The 12,843-nt window shown below is 72.6% G+C and carries 8 protein-coding genes; 6 read left to right on the forward strand and 2 right to left on the reverse strand.

Annotation, left to right across the window (positions count from 1 at the left end; genetic code table 11):
• The first annotated feature begins 138 nt into the window (after nucleotides 1–138).
• The 4 genes from ACIA8X_RS07730 to ACIA8X_RS07745 all read left to right on the forward strand — a co-directional run bounded on the left by ACIA8X_RS07730 (nucleotide 139) and on the right by ACIA8X_RS07745 (nucleotide 8,671).
• Entirely contained in the window at nucleotides 139–2,349 is a 2,211-nt protein-coding gene (locus tag ACIA8X_RS07730) for a CDP-glycerol glycerophosphotransferase family protein (RefSeq protein WP_393457089.1), read from the forward strand.
• Between the two features lie 140 nt (nucleotides 2,350–2,489).
• Complete coding sequence (locus ACIA8X_RS07735) at nucleotides 2,490–4,688, forward strand: CDP-glycerol glycerophosphotransferase family protein (RefSeq protein WP_393457086.1); 2,199 nt, start codon at nucleotides 2,490–2,492, stop codon at nucleotides 4,686–4,688.
• 3 nt (nucleotides 4,689–4,691) lie between these two features.
• Nucleotides 4,692–6,929 (forward strand): CDP-glycerol glycerophosphotransferase family protein, encoded by a 2,238-nt coding sequence (locus ACIA8X_RS07740; protein WP_399457962.1) that lies wholly within the window; start codon nucleotides 4,692–4,694, stop codon nucleotides 6,927–6,929.
• Nucleotides 6,930–7,039: 110 nt separating this feature from the next.
• Nucleotides 7,040–8,671, forward strand: coding sequence for a hypothetical protein (locus tag ACIA8X_RS07745; protein WP_399457963.1), 1,632 nt, complete (start codon nucleotides 7,040–7,042; stop codon nucleotides 8,669–8,671).
• A 66-nt stretch (nucleotides 8,672–8,737) separates the two neighbouring features.
• Here the strand turns inward: ACIA8X_RS07745 and ACIA8X_RS07750 are convergent, their stop codons facing one another.
• Nucleotides 8,738–9,151, reverse strand: coding sequence for an organic hydroperoxide resistance protein (locus ACIA8X_RS07750; RefSeq protein ID WP_384776447.1), 414 nt, complete (start codon nucleotides 9,149–9,151; stop codon nucleotides 8,738–8,740).
• Nucleotides 9,152–9,273: 122 nt separating this feature from the next.
• On the opposite strand from ACIA8X_RS07750, the gene ACIA8X_RS07755 reads away from it, so the two are divergent.
• On the forward strand, nucleotides 9,274–9,765 hold the full coding sequence (locus ACIA8X_RS07755; protein ID WP_393457077.1) for a MarR family winged helix-turn-helix transcriptional regulator: 492 nt from the start codon (nucleotides 9,274–9,276) through the stop codon (nucleotides 9,763–9,765).
• On the opposite strand, the gene ACIA8X_RS07760 is transcribed toward ACIA8X_RS07755, so the two are convergent.
• The gene (locus ACIA8X_RS07760) at nucleotides 9,695–11,443 is read right to left on the reverse strand and encodes a hypothetical protein (RefSeq protein WP_399457964.1); all 1,749 of its coding nucleotides are present in this window, start codon (nucleotides 11,441–11,443) and stop codon (nucleotides 9,695–9,697) included. The genes ACIA8X_RS07755 and ACIA8X_RS07760 overlap by 71 nt on opposite strands.
• 94 nt (nucleotides 11,444–11,537) lie before the next feature.
• Between ACIA8X_RS07760 and ACIA8X_RS07765 the strand changes: the two genes are divergently transcribed.
• The gene (locus ACIA8X_RS07765) at nucleotides 11,538–12,836 is read left to right on the forward strand and encodes a glycosyltransferase 87 family protein (RefSeq protein WP_399457965.1); all 1,299 of its coding nucleotides are present in this window, start codon (nucleotides 11,538–11,540) and stop codon (nucleotides 12,834–12,836) included.
• The last annotated feature ends 7 nt before the right edge of the window (nucleotides 12,837–12,843 follow it).

A 12,843-nucleotide genomic window follows, 5' to 3' on the forward strand; every position in this document is an offset into this window, starting at 1 on the left:
ACCGTCATCGGTCCGCCCCCTCACGTTCATTCAAGATCCCCCGTATGCCGTACCGCGGCGTAACCAAGTCACTCCATTGGCCGTTGCCGGGCAAGGCGCTGCCGCCGCCACCGCCCCGGCCGACCCAGTGGATGTCCTTTGCCCAGGTTCAGTGTCATTGTCCCCGCGTACAAGGTTCAGGCGTATCTGCACGAGTGCCTGGAATCGGTGCTCTCGCAGTCGTACCCCGATCTCGAACTGATCGCCGTCGACGACTGCTCGCCGGATGCGTGCGGCGCGATCATCGACGAGTTCGCGGCCCGCGATCCGCGGGTACGCCCCGTGCATCTCGCCGAGAACCAGGGCCTGGGGCCCGCCCGCAACGCCGGTATGGCCGAGGCCACCGGCGACTACCTGGTCTTCCTCGACAGCGACGACACGCTCACCCCCGACGCCCTGCACGCGATCGCCGACCGGCTGAAGGAGACCGGCGAGCCGGACGTCCTGGTCTACGACTACGCGCGCACCTTCTGGACCGGCGAGACGATCCGCAACCAGGCCGCCGACCGGCTCACCGAACAGGGCCCGGCGCCCTTCCGGCTGGCGGACCGGCCGGGGCTGCTGCGGCTGCTGATGGTCGCCTGGAACAAGGCGTACCGGCGGGAGTTCGTCGAGCAGCAGGGCTTCGCCTTCCCGTCCGGCTACTACGAGGACACGCCCTGGACGTACCCGGTCCTGATGACGGCGGAGTCGATCGCGACCCTGGACCGGGTGTGCGTGCACTACCGGCAGCGGCGCCGGGGCGGCATCCTCGGCACGGTCAGCCCGAAGCACTTCGACATCTTCGAGCAGTACGACCGTGTCTTCGCGTACGTCGACCAGAGCCCCGAACTGGCCCGCTGGCGCCCGCTGTTGTTCCGCCGGATGGTCGACCACCTGATCGTGGTGTTCGCCCGCCGCGACCGCCTCCCGCGCCGCAGCCGCGCCGAGTTCCTGCGCAGGGCGCGCACGTACTACCGCCGTTACCGCGCCCCCGGCGCCCCCGCCTCGGCCCGCACCCGCGTCCACTACGCCCTGGTCCGCCTGGGCCTGCACCGCACCTACCGCGCCCTGCAGCTGACGGCGGCCCTGCTCCGCCGTACCGCCAAGTTCACCGACCGCCTGCTGAAGGGCCTGCGCTCCGCCGCTCTGCGCCTGCACTACCGCGTCCAGCGCTGTCTCCCCGTGCGCGCCGACCGCGCGGTCTTCGCCGCCGACGGGGTCCGGGGCCACGGCTGCCACCCGGGCGCCCTGGAGCAGGCGTTCCGCACGCACGCCCCGCGGATCCGCACGGCCTGGATCGCCGAGGCCGAGCAGCACGACTCCGTGCCCACCGGCACCCGCCGGGTGCGCCCCGGCACGGCCGCCTACTGGACGGCGCTCGCCCGCTCCAAGTACCTCGTCCACAACGCCGACTTCGACCGCCGCCTGGTCAAGCGCCGCGGCCAGGTCCTCGTGCAGACCCGGCAGGGCACCCCGCTCAAGCGGATGGGCCTGGACCTGCGCGAACGCCCGGCCGCCTCCGGGGACACGGACTTCGACGAGCTCCTCGACCACGTCGACCGCTGGGACTACGTCCTGTCCGCCAACCGCCACTCCACGCTGACCTGGGAGCGCGTGTATCCGGGCGGCTACACGACGCTTGAGTGCGGCAGCCCGCGCAGCGACGTCTTCCAGCAGGCGACCTCGGCGGACGTGACCCGGATCCGCGAGTCCCTCGGCATCCCCGAGGGCGCCGTCGTGATCCTCTACGCCCCCACCCACCGCGACTACCGCCGCACCCAGATCACCCCCCTCGACCTGCACCGCGTCACGCGCCGCCTGGGCCCCCGCTACGTCGTCCTCGCCCGCGGCCACCACCGGCACGGCGGCCCGCTCGCCCCGACCACCGACCAGGTCATCGACGTCACCGGCCACCCGAGCGTCGAGTCGCTGTGCCTCGCCTCGGACGCCCTGGTCACCGACTACTCGGCGATCATGTTCGACTACGCCAACCTGGACCGGCCGATCGTGATCCACGCCGACGACCGGGAGGCGTACGAGGCGGCCCGCGGCACCTACTTCGACGTGCGGTCCTTCCCGCCGGGCGCGGTGTCGCGCAGCGAGGACGAGCTGATCGACATCTTCGCCACCGGCCACTGGCGCGGCTCGCGCTCCACCCAGCTGCGGTCGGCGTTCCGGACGCGCTTCTGCCCGTACGACGACGGGCGCGCCGCCGAGCGGGTCGTACGCCATGTGGTGCTGGGTGAGACCGGCCTCCCGCCTGTCGTGCCGCTGGATCGGCGCCACCCCGTACCGTCGCCACGAGCCGCTGAGATCCGTTCTCGCTGAAACGGAGTTCGCATGCCCTCCAGCCCGTCACGGCCCACGCCGACCCGGCCTCACACCTGGCGTCCGGCCGGGCGGCCAGGCCGCCCGTAGCGCCTCGACAGATCGACAGATCTACAGAAAGAAACGACAGAAAGAGCAGTATGCCCCGCTTCAGCATCATCGTTCCGTCCCATGGGGTCGCGGGCCGGCTGTCCCTGGCGCTGGCCTCGGTCCTCACCCAGCCCTTCGGCGACTTCGAGCTGATCCCGGTCTGCGACGCCCCCGACTCCCCGGCGGCGACCGTGGTCGACGGGTACGCCGAGCGAGATTGCCGGGTGGCGCCCGTGTACTCACCGCCTTCGGCCGGGCTGGCCGGCGCGAGAAACGCCGGCATGCGGGCGGCGACCGGTGAGTGGCTGCTGTTCCTGGACGGCGACGACATGCTGGTGCCGGGGGCGCTGGGGGTGCTGGACGCCCGGCTGAGCGAGACCGGTGACGTGGACGTCCTGCACTTCGAGCACGAGCGGACCCCGTGGTGGATGGGCGAGCCGACCAATCCGGCCGCGTTCCTGCTGGCGCGGGCGCCGGGCGGGGTCTTCGCGCCCGGTCAGGCGCCGGAACTGACGGGGGTCCAGCTCCCGGCGTGGAGTGCGGTCTACCGCCGGGCCTTCCTGGCCGAGCAGCGGCTCGCCTTCCCCGACGGTCACTTCACCGATGTCGGCTTCGGCGGCCTGGTCGTGGCGAGCGCCGAGCGCATGGCGGTGCTGCACCAGGTCGTCGTACGGCATCTGCTGCGGCGGCAGGGCAGCCGGCTGGGGCGCCCGGGGGAGCACCACTTCGAGCTGCTGAACCAGGCCGAGCTGGTGCTGACGGGGGCGGCCGAGCTGGGGCTGTCCGAGGGGCGGCGCGGGCCGCTGTTCGAGCAGCTCGTCGCCGCCGTACTGAAGACGGCGGCCCATCCGCGACGGCTGCGGCGCGGACGGCGTGCCTTCTTCCTCCGGGCGAGCAGGCTCTACCGGCGGCACTGCCCCGACGGCTTCCGGACGCCGGGCGGCAGCCTCGGCGTGCAGCACCGGCTGCTGGCGAACGGGGCGTACCTGGCGTTCCGGGCGCTGCGGTGGGCCAACCAGGCGGCGGCGAAGGCGGCTTCGGGCGTCCCGTGGCCGCATGGGCTGCGGACCCGGCTGCGGTACCGGCTTCAGCTGCGGCAGCCGCTGGACGAGAACCTCGCCGTGTACTGCGCGTACTGGGGCCGCGGCTACCTCTGCAACCCGGCCGCGATCCATGCCAAGGCCCGCGAACTCGCCCCCCATCTGCGCTCGGTGTTCCTGGTCGAGGCGGACCAGGAACACGCCATGCCGCCGGACGTGGAGTACGCGGTCATCGGCAGCCGTGCCTACTGGGAGGTGCTGGCGCGGGCCAAGTACCTGATCAACAACGCCAACTTCGCGGACGCCGTGGTCAAGCGCGAGGGCAGCGTGCATCTGTCGACCCAGCACGGCACCCCGCTGAAGAAGATGGGCGCCGACCAGGCGGCGTACCCCGTGGTGGCCGCGGCGACCGGCAGCTTCGCCAAGCTGCTCGCCCGCGTCGACCGCTGGGACTACAACCTCACCAGCAACCGGCACTCCACCGAGATGTGGGAGAGCGCGTACCCGTCCGCGCACGAACCCCTGGAGTACGGCTATCCGCGCAACGACGTCTACTACACGGCGACCGCCGACGACGTCGCCCGCGTCCGCCGCGAACTCGGTATCCCCGAGGGCAAGAAGGCCCTGCTCTACGCACCCACGCACCGCGACTACGCCACCGGCTTCGAGACCGGTCTCGACCTCGCGGCGCTGTGCGAGGAGATCGGCGACGAGTACGTGGTCCTGCTGCGCGCGCACTACTTCTACGACCAGGGCGCCGCGCGGGGCACCGGCCGGATCATCGACGTCACCGGACACCGCTGCGCCGAGGACGTGTGCCTGGCCGCCGACGCGCTGATCACCGACTACTCGTCGATCATGTTCGACTACGCGAACCTGGACCGGCCGATCGTCGTGTACGCGGACGACTGGGACGTCTACCGGGAGCTGCGGGGCGTCTACTTCGACCTGATGGAGGCGCCGCCGGGCCGGGTGGCGCGCACGCCGGGCGAGCTGGCGGCCGTCTTCCGTGACGGCTCGTGGGCGGACGAGGAGGCCACGGCGCTGCGCGCCGCCTTCCGGGAGCGCTTCTGCCAGTTCGACGACGGGCAGTCGGCCGAGCGCGTCGTACGCCGGGTGCTGCTGGGCGAGCCGGCGGAGTCGATCCCGGCGGTGATCCCCCTCGCCGAGCGCGTCCCGGCCCCCGCCCCCGTCCTCGTGAGGAGCTGACCTGTGCCCCGCTTCAGCATCATCGTCCCCGTCTTCAAGGTGCAGGGCTTCCTTCGGGAGTGCCTGGACTCGGTGCTCGGGCAGTCGTACACCGACTTCGAGGTGATCGCCGTCGACGACCGCTCCCCCGACGGCTGCCCCGCCATCCTGGACGCCTACGCCGAGCGCGACGCACGCGTGCGCGTGCTGCACCTGGCGGAGAACGTCGGCCTCGGCCGGGCCCGCAACGCCGGTCTGGAGGAGGCGAGCGGCGACTACGTCCTCTTCCTCGACAGCGACGACTCCTACACGCCGGGCCTGCTGGCGGCGGTGGCGGCGCACCTGGAAGGGACCGGTGACCCGGACATCCTGGTCTTCGACCACGTCCGCACGCACTGGTGGGGCCGCGGCGGCCGCAGCACGGCGGCGGACCTGCTGGCCGCGGCCGGCACGGGCACCTTCTCCGTCCGCGAGAACCCCGAGTACCTGCACCTGTTCCTGGTCGCCTGGAACAAGGCGTACCGGCGCGACTTCTTCCTGAAGCACGAACTGCGCTACGCACCGGGCCTGTACGAGGACGCGCCCGTCACCTACCGCTCGATGGTGCTGGCCGACCGCATCGCCTGCCTGGAGCGGATCGGGGTCGAGTACCGGCAGCGCCGGCAGGGTGCGATCACCAAGACGCCGGGGCGGCGGCACTTCGACATCTTCGCGCAGTACGAGGGCCTGTTCACGTTCCTCGAAGAGCGCCCTGACCTGGAGTGGGCGCGCCCCCTGCTGTTCGAACGGGCCCTGGACCACATGCTGTTCGTGCTCGCCCGCGAGGACCGGGTGACGCCCGCGGACCGGGCGGACTTCTACCGCGAGATCCGCTCCTTCCACACCCGCCATCTCCCCAAGGGCTTCACCCGGCCGGACGGCCGGCGCGGCAAGGAGATGCGGCTGGTGGCGAGGGCGCCCTACGCGGCGTACGCCATGGCGCACGGTCTGCGCGAGCTGCGCGGGACGGCCGGGAACGGCAAGCGGCGCGTGACGCGGGCGGCCTCGCAGCGGGCCGGGCGGGCCTGGTACGCCGTCCAGTCGAGGCTGCCGCTCGACCCGTACCTGGCGGTCTACTCGGCGTTCTCGCATCGCGGGGTGCTGGGCGATCCGGCGGCGATCCACGCCAAGGCCCGCGAGATCGCCCCGCACCTCAGGGGCGTGTGGGTCGTCCAGGAGGACGCGGTGGACACGCTGCCGTCCGGGATCGACTTCGTGACGCCGGGCTCGCAGCGCTATCACGAGGTCATGGCGCGGGCCACGTACTGGGTGAACAACGTCAACTGGCCCGGCAACCTGGCCAAGCGCCCCGGCAGCGTCCACCTCCAGACCCACCAGGGCACCCCGCTCAAGTACATGGCGGCCGACCTGCTGACCAAGCCCGGTGCCCGGCACGGCTTCGACGTGCCGAAGATGCTGTGGCGGGCCGACCGCTGGGACTACAGCCTGGTGGCCAACCGGCACTCGGAGCTGGTGTGGGAGCGGGCGTATCCGTGCCACTTCACCTCGCTGCCGACGGGGAGCCCACGCAACGACGTGCTGGTCAACGCCGGTCCGGAGGCCGGTGAGGCCGTCCGTGCGCGGCTCGGTGTCCCCGCCGGGCAGACCGTCGTGCTGTACGCGCCGACCCGCCGCGACTATCGCCGGGGCGGCCATGTCGACCGGATCGATCTCGCCCGGTTCGCCGCGGATCTGGGCGCCGACCACACGCTCGTCGTACGGCTGCACCCGTCGCTGGCTCAGGGCACGGCACGCGGGGCGGGCCTGGCCGATCTGCACCGGCGGGGCGTACTGATCGACGCGACGGACGAGCCGCACGTCGAGGACGTGATGCTCGCCGCCGACGTCCTGGTCACCGACTACTCCGCCCTGATGTTCGACTACGCCAACCTGGACCGGCCGATCGTGATCCACGCCGACGACCGGGAGGCGTACGCCGCGAGCCGGGGCACGTACTTCGACATCACGGCCGAAGCGCCGGGCCATGTGTCGCGCTCCTACCGGGAGTTGGCGTGGCTGTTCGCGTCCGGGACCTGGCGGGACGAGGAGTCGACGGGGGCGCGGGCGGGATTCCGGGAGCGGTTCTGCGAGTTCGACGACGGACACGCCGCCGAGCGGGTGGTGCGGACGGTGTTGCTGGGTGAGCCGATGTCGGAGGAGGCGATCGGGGTGGAGAGGATCCCGGCTCCGGCGGGTCCGAGGTCGCTGACGGACGCTCGCTAGTTCTGTGCGTGTGGGTGGCCGGGGGGGGACCGGCTCACTCGGGCCCACTCGGACTCACTCGATGAGGTGAGTAAGGCAATGTCGTTGACCCGATCGGGAACATACGACAAATGCCCCAAATCCACTCAACCTCCCAGGCCGGAAAGGCGGCCGTAGGCACACTCGTTCTCAGGGCGGCGCGCGGCGCCACCGCGCTGCGCGGCGGCCGTGTCTGGCGCCCGACGCCGTACCAGGTCTTCGGCTTTCTGTTCTTCCTGGTGATATCGCTGGCGTACTGGGCCGTGCCGCTGTGCTGCGACGCGGGCCAGCACGCGGCGGTCGTGGAACGCCTGCGGGCCGACCTGTTCCACCCGCGCCATCCGATGGCGGACCTGCCGGGCGCGGGCAGCCCGTACTACTCGCCGTACGCCGTCGCACAGGGTGCGTTCGCCCGGCTGACCGGGCTGGGCGGCTGGGAGGTGGTGCGGTTGGCCGGACCGCTGAACCTGCTGGTGCTGCTGACCGGCATCGGGCGCTTCGTGCGGGTGCTGACGGCGAGGCCGTGGGCGCCGGTGCTCGCGGTGGGGGCGATGACGCTGCTGTGGGGGACCGAGCGGGCCTGGTGGAGCGGGTACCTGAGCCTGATGTCGATGACGGGGAATCTCGGCTATCCGTCGGCCTGCGCGATCGGGCTCACGTTCTGGGCGTGGGCGCTGACGGGGGCGCGGGCGCGGGGGGAGGGGACACGGACGGAGCAGGCACGGGGGGAGCGGCTCGTCCGGTACGTCGGGCCGAGCGGGCTGCCGGGTCTTGCCGGGTACGCGGGGATCGGGGCGCTGTACGGGCTGATCCTGCTGGTCCATCCGATCACCGCGATGGCGGCGGTGCTGGGGGCGGTGGCGTTCGTCGCCGGGTGGCAGCGGGGGTGGCGGGGGTGGCGGAGTCCTGTGCTCGCGCGGTGGGGGGTGGCCGCCGGGACGGCGTTGCTGGTCGCCTGGTCCTGGCCGTACTTCGATGTGTTCGCGCTGGCCGGGGACGACAGCGTGGACTGGATGCACCGGCGGCTGTACGAGCAGCTCTTCGGGCAGTTCTGGCTGGCGCTGCTGGGGCTGCCGGCGCTGTGGGCACGGTGGCGGAGGGCCTCGTGGCGGGATCCGCTGGTGCTGATGTTCGCCCTCGACTGCCTGCTCGTGGCGTACGGCTGGGTCAGCGGCCACTACACCTACGGCAGGATCCTCGGACTCACCCTCGTGCCGTTGCAGTTCGCGCTCGCCGTGGAGCTGGCGGCGGCCCGGCCATGGGGCAGGGCGCGCCGGGTGCTGGGCGGGGCCGCGGCGGCCGGGGCCTGTGTGGGGTTCCTGACCGTGCAGGGCGGGGCGGTGGTGCCGCGTGCGCTGGATCCGGTCGGGCTGGAGCAGCCGTCGCTCTGGCCGTCGTACGCGTGGGTGGCACGGCATGTCGGGAAGGGCGAAGTGGTCATCTCCGACGGGCACTTCGCCCCTCGCTCCATCCCCGGGTACGGCCCGAACCTCGCCGCGCCGATCTGGCCCGACCCCGCCCTGGACGAGCGGGAACGGGAACGTCGGCTCGCCGATGTCCGCGCCTACCTCTCCCCCGCGTCGACCCGGGCCGAGCGCACGGCCGTCGTCCGGCGCTACCACGCGCGCTGGCTGCTGCTGACGCGGTGGAAGCGGGTGCCGGAGGAGGCGGTGGTGGTGGCTTGGAGCGGGGGGACGGGGGAGGTGTTGGCGCGGATCGGGTGACGGTCGGTTCCGGGTGGGGCCCCTCGGTGACCCCGGGTGGGGCCCCCTCCATGACTCCGGGAGTTGTTACTCGATGACGAGGTCGACCTCGATGTTGCCGCGGGTGGCGTTGGAGTAGGGGCAGACCTGGTGGGCGGTCTCGACGAGCTTGCGGCCGGTCGCCTCGTCCAGGGTGTCGGGCAGTTCCACGCGCAGCGTCACCTTCAGGCCGAAGCCCTCGCCCTGCTTGCCTATGCCGACCTCGGCGGTCACGGCGGCGTCGGAGACGTCGACCTTGGCCTGGCGGCCGACGAGGCCGAGGGCGCTGCCGAAGCAGGCGGCGTACCCGGCGGCGAACAGCTGCTCCGGGTTGGTGCCCTCGCCGTTGCCGCCCAGCTCCACCGGCGGGGCCAGCTTGAGGTCGATCTTGCCGTCGTTGGAGACGGCACGACCGTCACGGCCGTGGGTGGCGGTGGCGACAGCGGTGTAGAGCGCGTCCATGGAAAACCATCCCTCTCAAGTCACGTTCCGGCGGCTCTGGGGGTGGCCGCCGCACGACCACAAGTAGAGCACACAATTCAATTGGGTACAACTAAATGGCGGGCACGAGCTACTCTGGAGACATGACGACCTCGCCCACGGCGGACTGGCTCCGCCTCGACCAGCAGATCTGCTTCTCCCTGAACGCCGCGTCACGCGCCTTCGGCGGCGTCTATCGCGTGGTCCTGAAGGACCTGGGGCTCACCTATCCGCAGTACCTGGTGATGCTGGTGCTGTGGGAGCAGGGCGACCTGCCCGTGAAGAAGCTGGGCGAACACCTGCGACTCGACTCCGGCACGCTGTCGCCGCTGCTCAAGCGGCTGGAGGCGGCGGGCCTGGTACGCCGGGAGCGCAGCGCCCGCGACGAGCGCTCGGTGGAGGTACGGCTGACCGAGGAGGGCACCGCACTGCGCGAGCGGGCCCTCCAGGTACCGCGCCGAATCGCCGAGGCGACGGGCTTCGACGTGGACGAGATCCGCGAGCTGCGGGCTCGGCTGGATCAGCTCACGACTGCCTTGGACTCGGCTGCGTTGGACTCGGCCGCGTTGGAGGAGGGGACGGGGCGGGAGGTGTAGAGGGGGTGGGGTGCGCAGGCGGGGCCGGCTGGGCGGGTCGGGCCCGGGGCGAGTCCGCGGTGTGGTGCGTGGGCCGTACTCGATGCCGGCCCGCGGCCTGGTGTGTGGGTGGGCGGCGGACGTAGAGCCGTAGAGGGTCGTCGGGTCGGCCCGTGGGCAGGGGGCGGAACTCCTCGCCCACGATGGCGAGTTTGGTGCGCTCGGTGGGGTTGCGTGGGTACCAGGGTGAGCTCAGGGCGTACGGCTCGGCGACGACCCAGACCCGGTCGACCGAGTCGAGCCTGCGCCGCAGTTCCTCGGCCCCGACCTCACGGCCGTACAACGTCCCCGACCTCGGCCCGGACTGGCGCAACGCGACGTCCCACGCCTCCCGGAACCCCTGCGGATACGCGAGCGCCGCGCGCCGCCCGATGGACGGCAGGAACAGCACGGGGTCGCCGGGGCCGAGGTGCCGGGTGGCGAAGGCGGAGGCGGCGGCGAGGTTGTCGGGGCGGTGCGTCGGGGAGCGGTCCTGGCGGTGGAGGGGGAGGTGGTGGAGGAAGGCGAGGGTGATGGCGAGGGTGCCGGCCAGGGGAATCGGGTGGCTCAGGGGGTTCAGGGAGCTCAGCGGGCTCGGGGGGCTCAGGGAGCTCAGCGGGCTCAGGGGGCTCAGCAGGCGGCCGCCGTACCGGCGTTCCCTCGCCACGAGCCCGGCCACCCGATCCGCCCCCGCCGCCACCAGCAACGGCGCCCCGGCGAGCGCGTACAGCACATACCGGTCGTCGTAGACGGGCCGCACCTGCGACAGGGCGACGAGGAGCACCGGCGGCAGCACCATCAGCGGCAACGCGACCGCCGCGACCCGCCCCGCCCCCAGCCCCACCACCATCAACAGGACGCACGCCCCGAACACCACCCCCGTGGGCCCGGCGACGAAGCCCCGGAGCAGGCGTTCCGCGGTCCCCCACCCCGGCTCCGCGAGCCACTCCACCTGCCCGGCCTGTGCCCGGGACACGGTCACCAACGGCAGCAGGGCGACCCCCACACCCACCACCGCGCGCGCCCACCGGAACCACACCCGCCTCGGCGCCCGGCCCGCCGCCAGGGTCACCGCATGCGCGCACGCCGCGAGCAGGGCCAGTTCGTGCAGCAGACAGGTGATCCCGAGAACGACCCCGTACGCCCACCACACCCGCCGGACCAGCAGCAGCGTCGCGCCCGCCACTCCGGCCGTCACCAGCGCATACGACCGCCCCTCCTGCGCGTAGTGCCCGACCATCGGCGTCACCGCGAACAGCAGCCCGGCCCACAGCCCCACCCTCGGCCGCGCCAGCCGCGCCCCGAGCGCCGCGATCAGCCCCGCCGCCGCGGTCGCGCCGAGCACCGACGGCAGCCGGAGGGCGACCTCGCCGGAGAGGACGCCCTCGTCCGGGCGCACGGCGAGGACGGCGTGCATGAGCAGGTAGTACAGGCCGTGGACGGCGTCCACACCCTGCAGCAGCCGCCAGATCTCCGACACCGACCGCCGGGCGACCTGGAACGTCACCCCCTCGTCCCGCCACATGCCCTCCCGGTCGAGCCCCCACAGCCCGATCCCGAGCATGACGGCCATGGGGACCGCAGGGACACAGACGGCGGTGGCGGTGGCCGCGCCGGCTGCGCGACAGCCGCTCCCCCGCTGCCTCCGTTCGGCGTTCATCACAGGGCCAATTTTGTGCTATTAGCAGACTCTTACTATTGATTGACGGCGTATTACCTCGATATGGCATTCACCCGGCTTACGATCCGCCGTGATGAACCACCCACGCCTCACCAGCCTCACCGGCCCCGCCGACCGCCGCGTCCCCGCGCTGGCCGCCGTCTGGCTGCTCACCCGCGCCGCCATGCTGTGGCTGCTCGCCCACAACTCCCTCCACCTGCTGGGCGGCGGCGGGGTCGCCCGCGAGGTGTGGGGCCTGTACGGCCACTGGTACGGCACCCTCTCCCGCGGCGCCTTCCCGGCGCACGACCCGCTGTGGCAGTACCCGCCCGGCGCCGGGCCGGTTCTGCTCTCCCCCGCGCTGCTGCCGGGACTGACGTACTTCCAGGCGTTCGTCGCCCTCACCGTGCTCACGGACGCGGCCGTCACCGTCGCCCTCACGCGCGCGGGCACGCGCCCCGGCCGCACCCTGCGCGGGGCCGCGCTCTGGACCGGCGGCCTCCCGCTCCTTCTGCACATCCCGTTCGCCCGCTACGACGTCCAGGTCACGGCCTTCGCCGTCATCGCCCTGTTGACGTTGCCGCGCTCCACGCGTGCGTGCGGTGCGCTCGCGGCGTTGGGCGCCCTGGTGAAGGTGTGGCCGGCGCTGGTGCTCATCGGGACGCCGAAGGGGCGTGCGTCACGGTCCGCCTGGATCTCGGGCGCCGCGGCGGGAGCGGCGGCCCTCCTGCTGCTCACGGTGTCGTTCGACGATCCCTTCGCCTTCCTGCCGCAGCAGGGCGGCCGGGGCGTCCAGATCGAGTCCCTCGGCGGCACCGTGCTCGGCCTCGCGACCCATGCCGGGTGGCCGGGCAGGGCGCGTTACCAGTACGGCGCGATGGAGTTCACCGGCCCGTACGTGGCCGCCGTCGCCCAGGTCTCCCTCGCGCTCACGGCGCTCGCCTTCGCGGCCCTGCTGCTGTGGCGGTTCCGGGCGACGGCCGGGCGCTGGACCGAGGCGACCCCGTACGACGCGGCGCTGGCCGCCGTGCTGCTCTTCACCGTCACGAGCAGGGTGATCAGCCCGCAGTACATGATCTGGCTGCTGGGCCTGGCCGCCGTGTGCCTGACGTCCCGGCGGACCGTCCAGCGCCCGGTGGCCGCACTGGTCGTTGCGGCGACCGCGGTCAGCACCGTCGTCTACCCCACCCTCTACCACCAGGTCATAACCAGCACCTGGACCGGCTGCGCCCTGATGCTCCTGCGCAACGGACTCCTGGCCACGGCGGCCGTCCTCGCGTTCACGCGCCTGTGGCGCTCGACCGGCCCGTCCGGCCCCGAAGTGCCGCCGCCCGCGAGTGAACCGGGCCTCGATTCCCGCCGTCTCCCGGAGCGGGCCCCAAGTCCCGCTTGACGGGCGA

The sequence above is a fragment of the Streptomyces sp. NPDC051738 genome (genome assembly GCF_044453205.1).
Taxonomy (GTDB): Bacteria; Actinomycetota; Actinomycetes; order Streptomycetales; family Streptomycetaceae; genus Streptomyces.

Excerpts from the sequence above, each read along its gene's own strand:
- ACIA8X_RS07735 (WP_393457086.1), top strand. The coding sequence starts at position 2,490 with ATGCCCCGCTTCAGCATCATCGTTCCGTCCCATGGGGTCGCGGGCCGG.
- ACIA8X_RS07745 (WP_399457963.1), top strand. The coding sequence starts at position 7,040 with ATGCCCCAAATCCACTCAACCTCCCAGGCCGGAAAGGCGGCCGTAGGC.
- ACIA8X_RS07750 (WP_384776447.1), bottom strand. The coding sequence starts at position 9,151 with ATGGACGCGCTCTACACCGCTGTCGCCACCGCCACCCACGGCCGTGAC.
- ACIA8X_RS07755 (WP_393457077.1), top strand. The coding sequence starts at position 9,274 with ATGACGACCTCGCCCACGGCGGACTGGCTCCGCCTCGACCAGCAGATC.
- ACIA8X_RS07760 (WP_399457964.1), bottom strand. The coding sequence starts at position 11,443 with ATGAACGCCGAACGGAGGCAGCGGGGGAGCGGCTGTCGCGCAGCCGGC.
- ACIA8X_RS07765 (WP_399457965.1), top strand. The coding sequence starts at position 11,538 with ATGAACCACCCACGCCTCACCAGCCTCACCGGCCCCGCCGACCGCCGC.